13 protein-coding genes and 2 pseudogenes are annotated in these 18,680 nt (G+C 70.2%); 14 read left to right on the forward strand and 1 reads right to left on the reverse strand.

Going from position 1 to position 18,680, the window contains the following annotated elements; translation table 11 throughout:
* Window positions 1–196 precede the first annotated feature (196 nt).
* The 3 genes from ACZ7L6_RS04425 (at window position 197) to ACZ7L6_RS04435 (ending at window position 3,660) form a co-directional block, all read left to right on the forward strand.
* Window positions 197–2,086, forward strand: a complete 1,890-nt coding sequence (locus ACZ7L6_RS04425; protein ID WP_471920440.1) for a propionyl-CoA synthetase — start codon at window positions 197–199, stop codon at window positions 2,084–2,086.
* Window positions 2,087–2,254: 168 nt separating this feature from the next.
* Window positions 2,255–2,755, forward strand: coding sequence for a GNAT family N-acetyltransferase (locus ACZ7L6_RS04430; RefSeq protein ID WP_471920441.1), 501 nt, complete (start codon window positions 2,255–2,257; stop codon window positions 2,753–2,755).
* A gap of 329 nt (window positions 2,756–3,084) precedes the next feature.
* Window positions 3,085–3,660 carry a dihydrofolate reductase family protein gene (locus ACZ7L6_RS04435; RefSeq protein WP_471920442.1) on the forward strand — a complete coding sequence of 192 codons (576 nt, stop codon included), beginning with the start codon at window positions 3,085–3,087 and terminating at the stop codon, window positions 3,658–3,660.
* 635 nt (window positions 3,661–4,295) lie between these two features.
* Here the strand turns inward: ACZ7L6_RS04435 and ACZ7L6_RS04440 are convergent.
* Window positions 4,296–4,449, reverse strand: a pseudogene (locus ACZ7L6_RS04440) (IS5/IS1182 family transposase); the annotation flags it as partial.
* Between the two features lie 352 nt (window positions 4,450–4,801).
* On the opposite strand from ACZ7L6_RS04440, the gene ACZ7L6_RS04445 reads away from it, so the two are divergent.
* The 11 genes and pseudogenes from ACZ7L6_RS04445 to ACZ7L6_RS04495 all read left to right on the forward strand — a co-directional run bounded on the left by ACZ7L6_RS04445 (window position 4,802) and on the right by ACZ7L6_RS04495 (window position 18,605).
* Window positions 4,802–5,914: a catalase family protein gene (locus tag ACZ7L6_RS04445; RefSeq protein WP_471920443.1), complete on the forward strand. Its 1,113-nt coding sequence runs from the start codon at window positions 4,802–4,804 to the stop codon at window positions 5,912–5,914.
* A 144-nt stretch (window positions 5,915–6,058) separates the two neighbouring features.
* Window positions 6,059–6,964, forward strand: coding sequence for a LysR family transcriptional regulator (locus ACZ7L6_RS04450; RefSeq protein ID WP_471920606.1), 906 nt, complete (start codon window positions 6,059–6,061; stop codon window positions 6,962–6,964).
* A gap of 118 nt (window positions 6,965–7,082) precedes the next feature.
* Complete coding sequence (locus ACZ7L6_RS04455; protein ID WP_471920444.1) at window positions 7,083–8,252, forward strand: CaiB/BaiF CoA transferase family protein; 1,170 nt, start codon at window positions 7,083–7,085, stop codon at window positions 8,250–8,252.
* Window positions 8,253–8,280: 28 nt separating this feature from the next.
* A complete protein-coding gene (locus ACZ7L6_RS04460) occupies window positions 8,281–9,051 on the forward strand; it encodes a crotonase/enoyl-CoA hydratase family protein (RefSeq protein ID WP_471920445.1) in 771 nt (256 codons plus the stop codon).
* Window positions 9,052–9,077: 26 nt separating this feature from the next.
* Window positions 9,078–9,842 (forward strand): acetoacetate decarboxylase, encoded by a 765-nt coding sequence (locus tag ACZ7L6_RS04465; RefSeq protein WP_471920446.1) that lies wholly within the window; start codon window positions 9,078–9,080, stop codon window positions 9,840–9,842.
* Window positions 9,836–10,837, forward strand: a pseudogene (locus ACZ7L6_RS04470) (3-hydroxyacyl-CoA dehydrogenase NAD-binding domain-containing protein); the annotation flags it as partial. The gene ACZ7L6_RS04465 and the pseudogene ACZ7L6_RS04470, both read left to right, overlap by 7 nt.
* On the forward strand, window positions 10,834–12,057 hold the full coding sequence (locus ACZ7L6_RS04475) for an acyl-CoA dehydrogenase family protein (protein WP_471920447.1): 1,224 nt from the start codon (window positions 10,834–10,836) through the stop codon (window positions 12,055–12,057). The pseudogene ACZ7L6_RS04470 and the gene ACZ7L6_RS04475, both read left to right, overlap by 4 nt.
* Before the next feature lie 640 nt (window positions 12,058–12,697).
* Complete coding sequence (locus tag ACZ7L6_RS04480; protein WP_471920448.1) at window positions 12,698–14,167, forward strand: class I adenylate-forming enzyme family protein; 1,470 nt, start codon at window positions 12,698–12,700, stop codon at window positions 14,165–14,167.
* Between the two features lie 19 nt (window positions 14,168–14,186).
* Window positions 14,187–15,929, forward strand: a complete 1,743-nt coding sequence (locus ACZ7L6_RS04485) for a DUF3556 domain-containing protein (RefSeq protein ID WP_471920449.1) — start codon at window positions 14,187–14,189, stop codon at window positions 15,927–15,929.
* Window positions 15,922–17,337, forward strand: coding sequence for a phytoene desaturase family protein (locus tag ACZ7L6_RS04490; RefSeq protein WP_471920450.1), 1,416 nt, complete (start codon window positions 15,922–15,924; stop codon window positions 17,335–17,337). The genes ACZ7L6_RS04485 and ACZ7L6_RS04490 overlap by 8 nt, the downstream gene beginning before the upstream one ends.
* Window positions 17,334–18,605 (forward strand): PucR family transcriptional regulator, encoded by a 1,272-nt coding sequence (locus ACZ7L6_RS04495; RefSeq protein WP_471920451.1) that lies wholly within the window; start codon window positions 17,334–17,336, stop codon window positions 18,603–18,605. Before ACZ7L6_RS04490 ends, ACZ7L6_RS04495 begins: the two co-directional genes overlap by 4 nt.
* Window positions 18,606–18,680: the final 75 nt, after the last annotated feature.

Raw genomic sequence — 18,680 nt, forward strand, 5'->3', positions numbered from 1 at the left:
CCCGGTTTGCAGAGAGGCAGACAGTGACGAGGGCCCCCTTCACCACCGACGGCACGTCGTACGGCGTGGATGACACCACGGGCTTCGTGAATCCGGTCACCGGTGCGACTACGGTGAGCTGATCGGCCACCGCCTGATCAACACGTGATCCGGGAGCAGGTCCCAGGCCACCACGACTCTGGTCAAGGAGAGCGCGATGGGAATGTACGAGGACGTCTTCCGGGCCAGCCTCGAAGACCCGGAGAGCTTCTGGCTGCGCGCGGCGGAAGGCGTCGACTGGGAGGTGGCGCCGTCCCGTGCCCTGGACTCCTCCCAGGCGCCCCTGTACCGCTGGTTCCCGGACGGCCGGCTCAACGTCTGCTTCAACGCCCTGGACCGGCATGTCGAAGCCGGCCGGGGCGAACAGCCCGCGCTCGTGTACGACTCCCCGGTGACCGGCACCCGGCGCACCTACACGTACGCCCGGCTGAGGGACGAGGTGGCAGCCTTCGCCGGAGCACTCGCCGGGCTCGGGGTGGGGCACGGCGACCGGGTGGTCATCTACATGCCCATGGTCCCCGAGGCCGCCATCGCGATGCTGGCCTGCGCACGCATCGGCGCCGTCCACTCGGTCGTCTTCGGCGGGTTCGCCCCACCCGAACTCGCGGTCCGTATCGACGACGCCACCCCCAAGGTGATCGTCTCCGCCTCCTGCGGCATCGAGGGCAAGCGCGTCATCCCGTACAAGCCGCTGCTGGACCGCGCGATCGAACTCGCCGGGCACAAGCCGCAGAAGCGGATCATCCTGCAACGACCGCAGGAGCGGGCCGAGTTGGGGCCGGACGACCTCGACTGGGCCGACCTGGTCGCCGACGCGCCGCCGGCCGCCTGTGTCCCCGTGGCCGCGACCGACCCCCTCTACATCCTCTACACGTCCGGAACGACCGGGAAGCCCAAGGGAGTTGTCCGCGACTGCGGCGGCCACGCGGTGGCTCTGCACTGGTCGATGGGGGCCGTGTACGACATCGGCCCGGGCGAGGCGATGTTCACCGGGTCCGATGTCGGCTGGGTCGTCGGGCACTCGTACATCGTCTACGGGCCGCTGCTGGCCGGCGCCACCACCGTGCTGTACGAGGGCAAGCCCGTCGGTACCCCGGACGCGGGCCAGTTCTGGCGGGTCGCCGCCGAGCACGGCGTCAAGACCATGTTCACGGCGCCCACCGCCTTCCGCGCCATCAGGAAGGAGGACCCGAAGGGCGCCCTCACCGCGGACTACGACCTCTCCCGCCTGCGCTACCTCTTCCTCGCCGGTGAGCGCCTGGACCCCGAGACCTACCACTGGGCGAGCGCCCTCCTGGACATCCCGGTGATCGACCACTGGTGGCAGACCGAGACCGGCTGGCCGATCGTCGCCAACCCGGTCGGCATTGAGGCCGCCCCCGTCAAACCCGGCTCGCCGACCCGTCCACTGCCGGGCTGGGACGTCCGCGTCCTCGATCCCTCGGGGCAGCCCGTGCCGGCCGGCGTCGACGGCGCGATCGTCGTGAAACTCCCCCTGCCGCCCGGTTCGCTGCCCACCCTCTGGAACGACGACGCCCGTTTCGTCGCCTCCTACCTCTCCGCCTACGACGGTTACTACCTCACCGGCGACAGCGGGCACATCGACGAGGACGGCTACGTGTATGTCATGGGCCGCACCGACGACGTCATCAATGTCGCCGGACACCGGCTGTCCACCGGCAGCATGGAGGAGGCCCTGGCCGCTCACCCCGATGTCGCCGAGTGCGCCGTGATCGGTGTCGCGGACGCCCTCAAGGGGCAGGTCCCGCGCGGCTTCGTCGTCCTGAAGGCGGGCGCCGCCCGCGACCCGGAGGAGGTCGAGGCCGAACTGGTCCGGCTGGTACGCGAGCGCATCGGTGCCGTCGCGTCCCTCAAGGAGGTCGCCGTCGTGGCCGCCCTGCCCAAGACGCGCTCGGGGAAGATCCTGCGCAAGACGATGCGCGGTATCGCCGACGGCCTGGACGAACCCATCCCGTCCACGGTGGACGACCCGAGCGTCATCGAGACCCTGCGCCCGCTCCTCCGCCGCTCCGATCACCCCGCATGAGCACGCTGCCGAACCGGCGGTCGGCCGCACAGAGTTGCCTGCTGGTTGGTCGCGCCGCCCGCGCAAGTACGTCCCCAAAGGAGCTGATGTGTCTCCACCCTGCGAGCAGTCGCGGCCGATGAGCCCCACCTGAGCGGCGCCTGCCCTGTGTCATGTGATGCTGGCGTCATGACAGACCAACGCGAGGTCGCCATCGTCCGCTGGCCAGGCCAGACCTCTTCCGCTGAGGACGGACTGACAGGATTGTTGGCGGCTTATCATCTGCGGACGGAGGCAGAGAAGGGCAAGGCCGTTGCCGACGTGGACGGATTGCCGGAGCGCTACCGGACAGAAATCCTGGACCCGGGGACAGCGTTCGTCGACGATGTCGTGCTCTTGGCCCTGAGCGGGAAAACCGCCGTCGGCTGCTTGGTGGTGACCGTCCCAATCGATGGGCGATCGGAGATCAAGAGACTCTGGACGGACCCGGCATTCCGGGGCCGGCGCATCGCGTCCGACCTGGTCGGCGCGGCGCTTGCGTACGCTGCCGAAAGCGGCGTGAGCACCGTGCGTCTGTCGGTGTGGAAATGGCGGACCGGGGCCATTGCCCTGTACGAACGGCTTGGCTTCACCGTCACCGAGTCATGGGACGAGCGGGACCAACTGGTTTGCATGCAGCTCGCAGTGTGAGTTGTCACAGCCGTCGTTCGTAGCAGACCGCGAATTTGCCGCCCCCATGGAAGTCAAGCAGCGGCTGGCGGGACTGCCACTTTGCTCCTGGGCGGCGACCGGGACTTGATCGCTGAGGTCTTGGCCGTCGTGAACAGGGGGATGTCCTCTACCGGGCCGTCGGAAGTCTTTGCGGCGGCGGACGCGGCCGCTACTTGGCGACTGCCTCGGGACATCGGTCATTGATCATGCGCCATTCGAGTGGTCAGGGCCACGTGTGGTTGGCATAGCGATGAGTTTCGGAACCCACTCGGTACCTACACCGATCAACCGCACTCGAGGAGAACGACATGACCGCTACGTACACCTTCGACGTCTTCTCCAGCCTCGACGGCTACGGCGCCGCCGGCGGTGACTGGACCGGTTACTGGGGCAAGCAAGGCCCCGAGTTGCTCGAGCGTCGCCTGGCCTTGTACGACGCGGAGCAGCGGATGGTTTTCGGGGCCAACACGTACCGGGCATTCGCGCGGATGCTGGCCGAGAGCACCGAGGAGTCCGACGTGCGGGACCCCTGGGTCACGCGGATGAGGAGCATGCCGACAACGGTGGTGTCGACGACGCTGGAAGGCCCCCTCGACTGGCCGGACGCGACCGTCGTGAGCGGCGACGCCGTCGACGTCGTCGCCCGGCTCAAGGAGGAGTCCGACGTGCCGTTGCGCTCGCATGGCAGCCTGTCGATGAACCGGGCGCTGATGGCCGCCGGCCTGGTCGACCGCTTGCAGGTGACGCTCTTCCCCGTCATCACCGGTCGGACGGGCGTGGATCCGGTCTTCCAGGGTGCGGCCGACTTCGACCTGGAGCTGATCGAGAACCGGACGCTCGACGGTCACATCCAAGAGCTCATCTACCGACCCAGCCTCCATTGACGTGTACGCATTTCGCGGGCGGCTGTCGCCCCTCGAAATCGAGGGCTGAAGGCGGTAGGCCTGTCCACAACCTGGCCGACAGCGAGGCACAACGGCCTGCTTCTGCCTGAGTGGGCCGCCTCCCACGACGAGAGTTTGGCGTTTCGCCGTCAGGGCAGGTCCAGCCGGATCTCCACCCGACCGGTGCCCCTGCCCTGGACGCAGGCATCGCCAGGGTGCGAGGGGACGGCGCCGCCCCCATCGGCGCCCGCTCCCTCCTGGCTGAAGTGGGCACAGTGCCGCGACGGGGTGTCCGGAGGAGTGGGCGAGGAGGAGACGAGGGAGCTGACAAGGAGGGAGGAGATGAACGCGGTTGAGGTAGCACGGAGGAATGCACGCACGCGGTTGTCGACCTTTCCGTTGGTCTCCGTGATGCTTCGGCGTGGGTGATGGTCGTGGAGACCCGCTCACCGGCCACGACGACTGACAGGTGCAGCATCGGTGAGGAGCCGCGGTCTGGGATCAGGGGAGTCCCCAGTCGATGGGTCATCAAGCGGCAGGCGAGGTTGAGGAACGCTTCTGGATGCCGGCCTGTCGTTCCCGGCGGATCCGTAGGCGCCGGAGGCTGTGGAGCCCCTTGCGTGCAGCCGCTGTCAGACGCCGGCCTCGTTCCAGTCCCGCAGGCGTCGACAGCCATGCCGAGCCGAAGCCCAGCTCCCTTTGGGGGGTACTCCCACCGCGGGGCCCGGTGTGCAGCATGTGCTGGATCCGGCACAGCACTTGCCCCTCCGGCGACGGCTTGCGCCCCGGACACCATCAAGGGGCGTTCCCGGCAGGACAGTTCGTTCGTACCGGTGGGCGCCTGGCCTGAGTCCCGCTGAGCTGGGCAGGCGGCGCGGCGGGCGCCCTGACAGCCGCGATGATTCTTCGGGCCAGCGGTCCGACTCGGTGGGCGGGCCGCCGGCCTGCCATGCCGCGACTCGGAGCCGGCCGACATCGACGTCTCCTTCGGCGCAGATCGCATGCATCGGCCCTGTGGTGCGGTGCCCCCTTGGCGGTTGCCTCCGGCAACGTGTGATTCATCACAGTCAGTTATGTTGTGCACAATTTAATTGCTGACTAGCGTCTGGAGTCGACAGCATCGTCAAAGGGAGGCAGCACCATGGATCCCGTCCGCTACACGGATTACCACCCCGCCGAACGGCCGACGTATCAAAAAGAGTTGGACGCGGTGGTCGCCCAGGTGGCGCAGCGCACCGGCGCCTCGGTCGAGCGCGAGGCCGTCGGCCGGGCCGTCCGGACCGCCCACGGAAAGACTTACGGCCTCCTCAAGGCCACCGTCACGGTCGGTGACAACCGGGGCTTTTACGGGCAGGGCATCTTCGCCCGGCCCACCGTGTACGACGCCGTCGTCCGCTACTCCAACGGCCTGGGCCACCAGCGTCCCGACCACCAGCTGGGCGCGGCGTGCGGGATGGGCATCAAGCTGTTCGGGGTCCCCGGCCCCTCCCTGCTGGCCGACGAACCGGAGACAGGTACCTTCGACCTCAACCTGATCAACAACGAGGTCTTCTTCGCCAACACCGCCTACGACTACATGGTCATCGAGGAGCTCTTCGCGGAGCTGCCCGAGGCCCTGGTGAACCCCGCCCGCCGCAAGACCTGGATGGCGGAGTTCCTCACCCGCCGGGGCGCGCTCACCGATCCCGACAGCTGGTTGTGGGACGAACTGTTCGCCATGCTCTCGTTCACCACCGTCCCGCGCCGGAACCTGCTGTCGTACGCCTACAACAGCATGGGCGCCTTCCGGTACGGCGATCTCATCGCCAAGATCCGCACCGTGCCGACGGCCGAGTCCCTGGCCGCCCTCACGCACCAGATCGTGGACGTGCGCGCGGACAACGAGGCCTTCCGCCGCACCCTGGTTGCCGAGGTGGCGGAGCGGGACCACTCCTTCGAGCTCCAGGTGCAGCTCAACACCGATCTGGCCCGGATGCCGGTGGACAACACCTCCGTGAAGTGGCCCGAGGAGCTGTCCCCCTGGGTGACGGTCGCCCGGGTGGACCTGCCACGCCAGGACATCGGCGGGGACGACAACCTCGTGGCCGCCGACGCCACGTCGATCACACCGTGGCGCTCACGCGAGGAACACCGGCCCGTCGGCGAGATCCAGCGGGTGCGGCAGGAGGTCTACCGGCGCTCTTCCATCGAGCGGCACCGCATCAACGGACAGGAGCGGCGCGAACCGGCCGGCAGCGCGGAACTGCTCGGCTGAGCCGCCTCGGCCGGAGACCACAAGCCGCGGTTGCGCGGCGCAGACGGTGCTCCTGCGGCACACGTTTCCGCAGTGGCGCGGGCCACCCTCCCGCCGCTCCGGCCGCGAGGCCCAGGCGGCATCGGTAGGGTGACCGCCGTGGACATGCTGCACCTGCGTTACTTCGTCGCCGTGGCCGAAGAACTCAACTTCTCGCAGGCGGCACGCAGATTGCACATGGCGGCCTCTCCGCTGAGCCAGCGGATCAAGGATCTGGAGCGCGAGCTCGGTCACGAGCTGTTCGAACGCACCACCCACCGGGTCGATCTGACGCCGGCGGGCGCTGCCCTGCTGCCGATGGCGCGCGATGTCCTCGAGCGGGTCAACTCGATCCCGTGGCGGCTGAGTGAGGCGGTGCGGCCGCGGCTGGACCGGCTGTTCATCGGGATGCCCGCCGGGGTGCATCCGCTGCTGCGGGAACGGGTCCGCATGCTGGAGGAGGCCTGCCGGGAGGTGTGCGAGCTCAAGCGTTGGCCCGGTACCTCGGCGGACCTGGCGGACGCCGTGCACGACGGAAAGCTGGCGATGGCGCTGGTCCGGCTGCCGGTCTCCGATCCTGCGCTGGAGATCATCGAGGTGATGCGCGAGCGGCTGGGAGCCGCGGTGCCGGCCGACCGGTTCGCGGGCCGGGAGTCGGTCACCCTCGAAGAGCTGGCCGATCTGTCCTATGTGGCGGTGCCGTACGACGCCACCCCGGCCTATTTCGAGGAAATCGACGCCCGGCTGAATTCGGGCGGCGTGAAGAAAAGAATTCGCATCAACATGGCGGATTACTCGGGTACCTCGGAATTGATTTCCTCGGGTATCGCCTTCTCGATGACCATGCTCTCGCCGGAGAGTCCGATGCACCTGTACCGGCTGGACAACGTGGCCGTGCTGCCTGTCGACGGCTTCCAACCGGCCCTGACTACGGGGCTGTTGTTCCGCAGGGACCGGGCGGGCGAGGGCGGCGACCTGAGCGGTGTCGCCGCCCTCGCGCGGCAGATATTCACTGAGGTCATGTCCGTCTGACCGCTGTGGTCACACCCGTGTTCGTCCATTGATCATTCCCTCTGAACTCGTTCACGCATAACGTCGGCGGTGAAAACATTCACCGCGAAATTACTGCGTGATCACGTGAACAGGAGTGATGATGGACATCACGGCCGTCGGCACCACCGGTCCACTGGACGGCATACGGGTGATCGATCTGTCAACGGTGGTGATGGGGCCCTACGCGGCGCAGATCCTCGGCGACCTCGGCGCCGACGTCATCAAGATCGAGTCGCCGTCCGACACGGTACGGCTGGGCCCCTTCCGCACCACACCCGGCATGACCCCGCTCAACCTCAACGTCAACCGCAACAAGCGCAGCGTGGCGTTGAACCTGAAGGACGACGCCGACCGGGCACGGGCCCTGGAACTGATCGACAGCGCCGACGTACTGGTCACCAACATGCGCCCGGGCGCCCTCGCCCGGCTCGGCCTCGACCATGCCGCCATCGCCGCCCGCAACCCCGGCCTGGTCTACGCGCACGCCCAGGGCTTCCGCAGCGACTCCGACCGGGCCGGCAACGCCGCCTACGACGAGACGGTCCAGGCCGCTTCCGGCCTGGTGGACGTGGCCAACCGAGCCCTGGGGACGCCGGCGTACCTGCCGACGATCATCGGTGACAAGGTCTGCGCGCTGACCATCGTCTACACGGTGCTCGCCGCGCTCGTGCACCGCGCCCGCACCGGCACCGGCCAGTTCATCGAGATCCCGATGACCGACACGCTCATCGCCTTCAACCTCGTCGAGCACTTGGCCGGCCATGTCTTCGAACCCGCGCAGGGCCCCACCGGGTTCCCCCTGTCGATGAAGCGGGGCCACCGAGCGGTACCCACCAAGGACGGCCTCGCCTGCGTCATCCCGTACAACCCGCAGAACTTCCGGGACTTCTTCCACGCAGCCGACCGCGCCGACCTCGCCGCCGACCCACGTGTCAACGGCGAGTCGATCGCCGATGACGACGTCGACGCGCTGATGGAGCTGGTGGGGGAGTGCTCGCCGAGCCTGACCACCGAGCAGTGGGCATCGGTGTGCGCCAAGCACAGCATCCCGATGGCTCCCGTGCTCGAACTCGACCGGGCCGCCGAGGACCCCTACGTGCGGGGCGGCGGGCTGCTCGACGTCGTCGACCATCCCAGCGAGGGCGCGATCCGCTCGATCGGCATCCCGGTGCGGTTCTCCGCCACCCCCGGATCGGTCCGCCGGCCCGCCCCGCTGCCCGGCCAGCACACCGACGAGGTCCTCCACGAACTCGCCGCAGGCCGCTGACCCACCGTCACCCAAGGACACACACACCATGCACAGCACCACCGAGGTGCGGACCGAGGCCGTCGGTTCCACTCTGCTCATCACCATCGACCGGCCCAAGGCCCGCAACGCCGTCGACGCGGCCGTCGCCGCCGGACTGTCCGCGGCCCTGGACCACCTGGAAGCAGTCCCGGCCCTGCGGGTCGGCGTACTTACCGGCGCCCACGGCACGTTCAGCGCCGGAATGGACCTCAAGGCCGCGCTGGCCGGCGAATCGCCCGAGATCCCGGGGCGCGGCTTCGGCGGTCTCACCCAGGCCCGCATGACCAAGCCGCTGATCGCCGCGGTCGAGGGCTGGGCCATGGGAGGCGGCTTCGAACTGGCCCTCGGCTGCGACCTGATCGTGGCCGCCGCCGACGCCCGCTTCGGCCTGCCCGAAGTCAGCCGAGGTCTGATCGCCGCGGGCGGCGGAGTGATCCGGCTGCCCAAACGCATCCCGTACCACCTGGCGATGGAGCTGCTGCTGACCGGCGTGCCGATCTCCGGCGAACGCGCCGGACAACTCGGCATCGCCAACCACGTGGTCCCGGCCGGAGAAACAGTCGCCACCGCACTGCGCCTGGCCGAGCGCATCGCACAGAACGCCCCACTGGCCCTGGCCGTAGTCAAGGAACTGGTGCGCACCGCCGACGGCGCCCCGGAGGAGGCGGCGTTCGCCGCGCAGACGCAGGTGATGGCCTCACTGGCGGCCTCCGCCGACGTACGCGAGGGCATGACCGCCTTCACCGAACGCCGCTCCCCGGTCTGGCAGGGCCGGTAGGACCAGGACCCGAGGGAGACCCCACCATGAACCAGCAGGACGTACCCCGGCACATCGCGACGCCGCTGGCCAACCCGGCCTATCCACCGGTCGTGCCGCGCTTCACCGACCGCGAGTACCTCAACATCGTCTACCGCACCGACTACGAGGCACTGCGCGCGGTGGTACCCGAACCCCTGGAGATCGACGAGCCGCTGGTGCGCTTCGAGGTCATGCGCATGGGCGACGTCAGCGGGTACGGCCCGTACACCGAGTCCGGCCAGGCGATACCGGTCCGCCACGAGGGGGAGCGCGGCGAGTATCTGCACGCCATGTACCTGGACAACCTCCCGGCCATCACGTCGGGCCGCGAGGCCGGCGCCTATCCCAAGACGGCCGGCTCGCCCGCCCTCTACGTCGACCACGGTGCGCTGGTCGGCGTCCTGGACGTCGGCACTCTCCGGGTGGCGACCGCGACGATGGGCTACAAGCACTACGAGTTGTCGGTCGAGGAGGCCGTGGCCCAGGTCGGTGTGCCGACCTACATGCTCAAGCTGGTCCCCGGATTCGACGGGGCGCCGCAGGTCGCCCAGCTGGTGCGCACCGAGATCACCGACGTCACGGTGAAGGGCGCCTGGACCGGCCCCGCCCGGCTGCAGCTGTTCGCTCACGCACTGGCACCGCTGGCCGATCTGCCGGTCCGCGAGATCGTCTCCGCCAGCCACATCCTGACCGATCTGACCCTGGCGCCGGTCAAGCCCGTCCACGACTACCTGGCTCACCCCGCCGGCCCCGCCCCCTTCGCTCCGTGAGCACGAACACGGCCACGGACGCAGAGAGAAGACATGTGATGACCAAACCCTTCACCACCGCCACGGTCGTCGGCGCCGGGACGATCGGCCTGTCCTGGGCCGCGCTCTTCGCCGGCCACGGCATGCGGGTACGGATCACCGACCCGCGGCCGGACCTGGCCGAGGCCGTCGACCAGGCACTCGACCAGGCCACCGGCCATCTGGCCGCGCAGGGCCTGGACGTGAGCGGCCTCGCCGAGCGGGTGCACATCGCCGACAACCTCGCCGATGCGGTGCGCGACGCCGACGTCGTGCAGGAGAACGGCCCGGAGAACGTCCCCTTCAAGCGGAAGCTCTTCAGCGACCTGGTCGCCGCCGCCCCCGCGCACGCACTGCTGCTCAGCTCCTCCTCGGCGATCCCGTCGACGGCGTTCACCGACACCATCGAGGACGCCGGCCGCATCCTGATCGGCCACCCCTTCAACCCACCGCACCTGATCCCGTTGGTGGAGGTGGTGCCCGGAGAGCGCACCTCGCAGGAGAGCGTGGCCCGGGCCGTGGAGTTCTACCGCTTCGTCGGCCGGGTCCCGGTCGTCGAACGCAAGGAGATCTCCGGCTTCGTCGGCAACCGCCTGCAGAACGCCCTCAGCCGGGAGGCCATCTACCTCGTCGAGCAGGGCGTCGTCAGCCCGGCGGAACTGGACACCGTGATGGTGAACTCGCTCGGCCTGCGCTGGGCGACGGTGGGGCCGTTCCTCGGCGCGCACCTCGGCGGCGGCCCCGGCGGCTACCGGCACATGGCCGAGCACATCGGCGTGTCGATGCAGCAGATGTGGGACTCGCTCGGCCGCCCCGAGCAGAGCCCCGAACAGACCGAACGACTCGTCGCGGCCGTCGAGGACGCCTACGGCTCCCGCTCCTACGCCGACCTCAGCCAGGAACGCGACGTCCGCCAGATCGCCGTGCTGTCCGCCCGGGACAGCGCCACCAGCATGCCGAAGGAGACCCGTTCATGACCGCCGTACTGCCCGAGAAGGCTTCCGAGACCGCTTCCGTCGACGAACGGCTCGCCGCGGACTTCTACGACGTCGAGTCGCTGCTGCTGCCGCACGAGCGGGAACTGCTGCTGCGCGCCCGGGCGTTCATGCGCAGCGAGGTCAAGCCGCTGGTCAACGAGTACTGGGCGAAGGGGGAGTTCCCCCGCGAACTCATCGGCAGGTTCCGCGAGCTCGGACTCGCCGGGGTTCCCTACGAGGGCTACGGCGATCCCGCGCCGGCCGGGAGCAATCTGCTGGTCGGCATGCTGTCGATGGAGTACACCCGCACCGACGCCTCCAGCGCCACCTTCTTCGGCGTGCACAGCGGACTGGCCATGTACAGCATCTACCGGGGCGGCGACCAGGAGCAGCGGGAACGCTGGTTGCCGGCGATGGCCGCGCTGGAGACCATCGGCGCCTTCGCGATGACCGAACCGCTCGGCGGCTCCGACGTGGCCGGCGGCATGCGGACCACCGCCCGCTGGGACGGCGAGAACTGGGTGCTCAACGGCGCCAAGCGATGGATCGGCAACGCGACCTTCGCCGACCTGGTGGTGGTCTGGGCCCGCGACGAGGCGGACGACAGGGTCAAGGGCTTCGTGGTGGAGAAGGGCACCCCGGGCTTCTCCCCGGTCAAGATCGAGAACAAGATCGCGTTCAGGATCGTGGAGAACGCCGAGATCACCCTGACCGACGTCAAGGTGCCCGAGGCCAACCGGCTGCAACGCATCGACTCCTTCCGCGATGTGGCGGAGATTCTCCGCGCCACCCGCAGCGGGGTCGCCTGGCAGGCCCTCGGCGTGATGATCGGCGCCTACGAGCTGGCGCTGGACTACGCCAAGCAGCGCCGCCAGTTCGGCCGCCCGATCGCGCGGTTCCAGCTGGTGCAGGACCTGCTGGTCAAGAGCCTCGGCAACATCACCGCCTGCTGGGGCATGCTGGTCCAGCTCGCCCGGCTGCAGGACGCCGGCGTCTTCCGGGACGAGCACTCCTCGCTGGCGAAGGCGTTCGTCACCTCACGGATGCGCGAAGTGGTGGGCTGGTGCCGGGAGATTTTCGGCGGCAACGGCATCGTCCTCGACTACGACATCGCCCGGTTCTTCGCCGACGCCGAGGCGATCTACTCCTTCGAGGGCACCCGCGAGATGAACACCCTCATCGTCGGCAAGGCGGTCACCGGCGAGAGCGCCTTCGTCTGACCGCGGCTCCCCACAACCCCGCGCCGGCTCCGAGTGCAGTGTTCCTCGGGGTCGGCGCGGTTCAGTGCGGACGCGCTGCCGAGGTCGGGGGTCGCGGTAGTGCCGGCCCGGCCGGGGATGTGCATGGGCGCCCGGGGGTGTCCATGTGCGCCCGGCCGGGGGTGTGCTGTGGCGCTTCGGCCAGGAGCCACGCATGTGCGTACCCGGTCAACGTTCCCCTGTGCTCGCCCGGCAGGAAGTCGCGTACTGACCTGCCCGGCCGAAGCCGCGTACTGGCCTGCCCGGCCGAAGCCGCGCAGTGGCCCGTCCGGTTGGGAGGCGCGTTCTTGCTGCTCCGACCATGAAGTCACGCTCGCTGCCTCACGGGCGAGTGCCGCTCGTGCTGCCTCGCGGGCGACTGTCGCTCGTGCTGCCTCGCCCGGAGCAGTGCGGCTCGGGTCCGGCCCGCGTCCCGGCCCGCCCGACACCCGCCCTGTGCGCTGCGCACAAGTGCCGCCCCGAGCATCGTCGTCCGCGCCCATGGGCCGGGAGCACCGCCGATTCGTACCGTCTCTCCTCACGCACCGGACACCCGTCCCTCCTCCCCGGGACGCGAACCCGTGTCCGGCCGACGTCCGTCGACGTACTTCGAGGAGCCGACATGCACATCGCGGAACTGCCAGATCTGCGGGCCCGGCGGGACGCGGACGGTCCCTGCATCGCTGACGACATGTCAACTCTCGACAACGGGGCGTTCCTTCGCCGAGTCCGCCGAGCCGCGGCGGCCCTGCGGGCGCGGGGCGTCGTACGCGGCGACGTGGTGGCGCTGCTGCTGCCCAACACCGCGGACTTCGTCGTCGCACTGTTCGCCGCCTGGCGGATCGGCGCGACGGTGACCCCCGTCAACCCGGCTCTGACCGAGACCGAGACGCGCTACCAACTGGGCGACGCGGATGCCGCAGTGGTCGTCACCGCCGAGCCGTCGCCGCTCACGGGGGCGGTCACGGTGGCCGAGCTGGTCACCGGGCCCGAGGACACGGCCGTACCGGAGACGGACGCGGACGCGCTCGCCCTGCTGATCTACACCAGTGGCAGCACCGGCCGTCCCAAGGGCGTGATGCTCGATCACGCCAACCTCGCCGCCATGGCGGGGATGATGATCGACGCCGCCCGGTTGTCCGAGACCGACCACAGCCTGCTGATCCTGCCGCTGTTCCACGTCAACGGAATCGTGGTCGGCGTACTGTCCCCGCTCCTGGCCGGCGGACAGGTCACAGTGGCTGGACGGTTCCGGGCCGAGACCTTCTTCGACCTGGTCGCCTCGGTCCGCCCGACGTGCTTCTCCGCGGTCCCGGCGATCTACTCGATGCTCGCCGAACTGCCCGACCAGCCCGCGCCGGACACGTCCTCGGTGCGGTTCGCCGCCTGTGGCGCGGCCCCGATGCCTGCCGCGCTCATCGAGCGGTTCGAGCGCCGCTACCGCATCCCGATCCTGGAGGGTTACGGCCTGTCCGAGGGCACGTGCGCCTCGACCGCCAACCCGCTGGACGGCCCGCGCAAGCCCGGCACCGTCGGACTGCCGCTGCCCGGCCAGCAGGTCGCCGTGATGGACCCGCAGGGCCGGATCCTGCCGGCCGGAGCTACCGGTGAGGTGGTGGTGCGCGGGCCCAACGTGATGCGTGGCTACCTGGGCCGCCCGCAGGAGACCGCCCGCACCGTGGTCGACGGCTGGCTGCACACGGGCGATGTCGGCCGCTTCGACGAGGACGGCTATCTGGTGCTGGTCGACCGCATGAAGGACATGATCATCCGAGGCGGGGAGAACATCTACCCCAAGGAGATCGAGACCGTCCTCGACGACCACCCCGATGTGCTCGAAGCCGCCGTGGTGGGCGCCGCCGACCAGCGGCTGGGCGAAGTACCGGTGGCCTTCGTGGCCCTGCGCACGGGCGCGACGGCAGACAGCGTCGCCCTGCTCGCACACTGCCGGGACCGGCTGGCCAGGTTCAAGGTGCCCACCGAGATCACCCTCGTGGACCGACTGCCGAGGAATCCCGTCGGCAAGACGGACAAGCCCGCTCTGCGGGCCAGGGCCGCCGCCGTCACCACCGCCCTCACCACGGCCGGCTGAACGGGAACGGGAGACAGCCATGGGATTCCTCGCACCGAACACGGCGGACATCGACGTCCAGCAGTGGCGCACCCGCCCCTACCACCAGCGCATCAGGCCGCTGGCCCAGCACTGGGCCTTGTATGGCTTCGGCACTCCGGGCGCCGTGCACCTGCTGTACCTGGTGAAGATCACCGCGTACGCGCTCGGCGGTATCGCGGTCCTCTCCTTGACTCCCGGTGTCGGCGGCATCGCGGATTTCGGTTCCTGGTGGGCGCAGCCGATCGTCTATCAGAAACTCGTCGTCTGGACACTGCTGTGGGAGGTCCTGGGCCTCGGCTGCGGCTCGGGCCCGCTCAGCTCGCACTTCCTGCCGCCGGTCGGCGCCTTCCTGCACTGGCTGCGCCCGGGCACCGTACGGCTGCCTCCGTGGCCGGGCAGGATCCCGTTCACCTCCGGGACACGCCGGACGGCCGCCGATGTGACGCTGTACGCCGCGGTGCTGGGCGCGGCGGTGTGGCTGCTGTTCATGCCGGGTGACGCCGGCGCGGGCGGCGTGCTGGCGCCGTGGCGCGTGGCCGTGCTCGCGGTGCTGCTCGCGCTGCTCGGGCTGCGCGACAAGACCGCTTTCCTCGCCGCCCGCGCGGAGCACTACGGGCTGACGCTGCTGGTCTTCCTCTTCCCGGTGACCGATCAGACAGCCGCGCTGAAACTGGTCATGCTCGCCCTGTGGTGGGGCGCCGCCTCCTCCAAGCTCAACCGCCACTTCCCGTTCGTGGTGGCGGTGATGATCAGCAACAGCCCGCTGCGCCCGGCCTGGTTCAAGCGCCGGCTGTACCGGCGCTACCCCGACGATCTCAGGCCGTCCGCTCTCGCCGCCACGGCCGCGCACGGCGGCACGCTCATCGAATACCTGGTGCCGCTGGTCCTGGTGCTGTCCCATGGCGGGCCCGTCACCACGATCGCCCTGACCGTGATGGTCGTCTTCCATCTGCACATCATGTCGACCTTCCCGATGGGTGTGCCGCTGGAGTGGAACGTCTTCTTCATCTACTCGGCGCTCGTCCTCTTCGGCCATGACGCCGCCGTAGGCGCCTTCACCCTGCACTCCCCGCTCCTGGCGGCCGTACTGGCGCTGAGCCTGGTCGTGGTCCCGGTGCTCGGGCACATCCGCCCCGACCTGGTGTCCTTCCTGCCCTCGATGCGCTACTACGCCGGCAACTGGGCCACCAGCCTGTGGTGTTTCCGCAAGGGCACCGAGCAGCGGATCAACGAGCACATCGTCAAGGCGTCCGCGCTGCCCGTCGACCAGCTCACCCGCCTGTACGGCGCCGAGGCCGCCGAGCTCGTGCTGCACCAGGGGCTGGCCTGGCGTGCGATGCACAGCCATGGCCGGGCGCTGGTCGGGCTGCTGCCGCGGGCCGTGGACGACGTGGAGTCCTACGATGTGCGGGAGGGAGAGATGGTGGCGGGAGCGGTCCTCGGCTGGAACTTCGGCGACGGCCATCTGCACGACGAGCAGCTGATGGCCGCCGTACAGCAGCGGTGCGGCTTCGCGCCGGGCGACCTGCGCGTCGTCCTGCTCGAATCCCAGCCGACGCACCGACAGCGCCAGCACTACCGCATCGTGGACGCGGCGACCGGCCTGATCGAGGAGGGTTGTGTGAACGTACGGGAGATGGTGACCCGGCAGCCCTGGCTCGACGACGAGACGCCCACAATTCCTGTCGAGCCCGTCGGGACAGCACAACCGGCGACCGAGGTGGCGGCCGCACATGAGTGACGCGATCGTGGTGGGGGCCGGCCCGAACGGGCTGGCCGCCGCGGTCGCCCTGGCCCAGCGTGGCCTGAAGGTGACCGTCCTGGAAGCCACTGACGAGATCGGCGGCGGTACCCGAAGCAGCGAGCTGACTTTGCCCGGACTGCTGCACGACCACTGCTCCGCGGTTCACCCGCTCGGCGTCGGCTCGCCGTTCCTGCGGACTCTCGGCCTGGAGCGGTACGGCGTCGAATGGGCGTGGCCCGAGGTCGATCTGGCCCATCCGCTGGACGGCGGGCGGGCCGGGGTGCTGCTCCGCTCCCTGGAGGCGACCGTGAGCGGGCTCGGTGTGGACGGCCCGGCCTGGCAGGGACTGTTCGCCCCGCTGGCCGCCGAATTCGACGCCCTCATCGAGGATGTGCTGCGCCCGGTGCCCCATCTGCCCTCCCGCCCAGTGGCCTTGGCCCACTTCGGGCTGCGGGCGCTCCAGCCGGCCACGGCGGTGGCCCGGCGCTGGCACACCGAGGAGGCCCGGGCGCTGTTCGCGGGAGCGGCGGCGCATCTGATGTATCCACTGACCGGGCCGGCCAGTTCGGCGGTCGGGCTGATGCTCATCGGCGCCGCCCACCGCTTCGGCTGGCCGGTCGCCCGCGGCGGGTCACGGACCATCACCGATGCGCTGGCCGCACTGCTCGCGAAGCTCGGCGGGACCATCGAGACGGGCGTACGGGTCGACTCCCTGGCCCAACTCGCGCCCGCCCGGATCGTCATGCTCGACACCGCGCCCGCCGCCGCAGCACGCATCTGCGGTGACCGGCTGCCCGGCCGGGTGCGCCGGGCCTACCGCGGCTGGCGGCACGGCCCGGCGGCGTTCAAGGTGGACCTCGCCGTCCAGGACGGCATCCCCTGGGCCCATGAAGCGTGTCGTCGCGCGGGCACCGTGCACCTGGGCGGGCCCCTGGAGGAGGTCGTCCGCACGGAGGCGCAGACCGCCGGCGGGCGGATGCCCGAGCGCCCGTTCGTCCTGGTCGGCCAGCAGTACCTGGCCGACCCGGGCCGCTCCCGCGACGACGTCCACCCCGTCTGGGCGTATGCGCACGTCCCGCACGGTTACTCCGGTGACGCCACCGAGGCGGTGCTGCGCCAGATCGAGAGGTTCGCGCCGGGCTTCCGGGAACGGATCATGGGGCTGGCGGTGCGTTCGACCGCCGAACTGGCCCGCTACAACGCCAACTTCATCGGGGGCGACATCGTGGCTGGTGCCAACAGCGCACGGCAGGTGGTGCTGCGCCCCCGCCTGGCCGCCGACCCCTACAGCACCGGCATCCCCGGCGTCTACCTGTGCTCGGCGGCCACCCCGCCCGGCGCGGGCGTGCACGGCATGTGCGGTGCGAACGCCGCCCGCTCCGCGCTGCGGTACCTGGCCCGGTGAACGGCCCCGTGCAGCGGCCGGCGGACGGGACACCCGATCCGGTCGTCCTCGCGGCCCAGGTGGTGCAGACGCACCGGGACGAGTTCATCGCCAAGCTGGTCGCCACCACCGAGGCGGAGATATCCCAGCTGGAACACGACGAGCCGCTGCACGGGCTGCTGGAAGCCAGCATCACCGAGAACATCGTGACCGCCCTGCACGTGATCATCAACCGGATCGATCCGCTGACGGTGGACGCCCCCGCCTCGGCCGTCTCCTACGCCCGCCGGCTCGCCCAGCGCGACGTTCCGCTGTCGGCCCTGCTGCGCGCCTACCGACTGGGCCATGCGCAGAGCCTGGACCTGGTCCTCGGAGAGGCGGTCCGGCTCGGGCTGCCGGACCCGGCCGGCACCGTCATCGCCCTCGTCCACGTCACCTCCGCCTATCTGGACCGGGTCTGCGACCAGATCGGCCGCGCCTACGAGGAGGAGCGCGAACGCTGGGTGGACACCCGCGGTGCGCTGCGCCAGTACTGGGTGGGCCAGCTCCTGGACAACCCTCGGGTCGATCCGCGGCAGGCCGAGACCGCCCTCGACTACCCGTTGTCCGGCAGCCACCTGGCCATCGAGGTCTGGCGCCACGACACGGAGGCACCCACCGACACCGCCACCGTCTTCGACCGGCTGACCTCACTGCTGCACACCGTCCTGCGTGCCCAGGGCCGCCCCCTGCTCGTGCACACCGACGAGGCCCACGCCCGGATCTGGCTGGCCGTAAGGCCCGACTGCCGCGTCGACCCCGACACGGTCGCCGCCGAACTGGCCGACGCCGCGCTCCCGGTGCGGGCCGCCCTCGGCATCGTCCGCCCGGGACTCGACGGCTTCCGCCGCAGCACGCGCGCCGCCGCCCGCGCCAAGGCCCTCGCCCTCTCAGCGGGGCCCAGCGCCCCGCGCGTGGTCGCCTTCGCCCGCGTCGCCCCCGTCGCCCTGCTCGTCGACGAGCCTCGCGAGCTGGCCGACTTCGTCTCCGACACCCTCGGCGACCTCGCCGTGGACGACGCCCGCTGCGAACTCGTCCGCGAGACGCTGCGCGTCTTCCTGGCCACCAATCGCAGCTACGCCGCCACCGCGGACCAGCTGATGGTCCACCGCAACACCGTCCACTACCGTGTCCAGCGGGCCGTCGACGACCACCACCTCAACCTGGACGCCGACGCTTTCGACCTCCACTTCGCTCTCACCGTGTGCCACTGGCACGGGGCGAAGGTCCTGCGCCGCAAGGGGCGATGACGGGATGCGGGCGGCCACACTCGCGGGCTGCCCGGCCCGCACCTTCGATCGCGGGGGCCGCTGGACGAATGCGCG

The organism is Streptomyces sp. NPDC107522 (assembly GCF_055657525.1).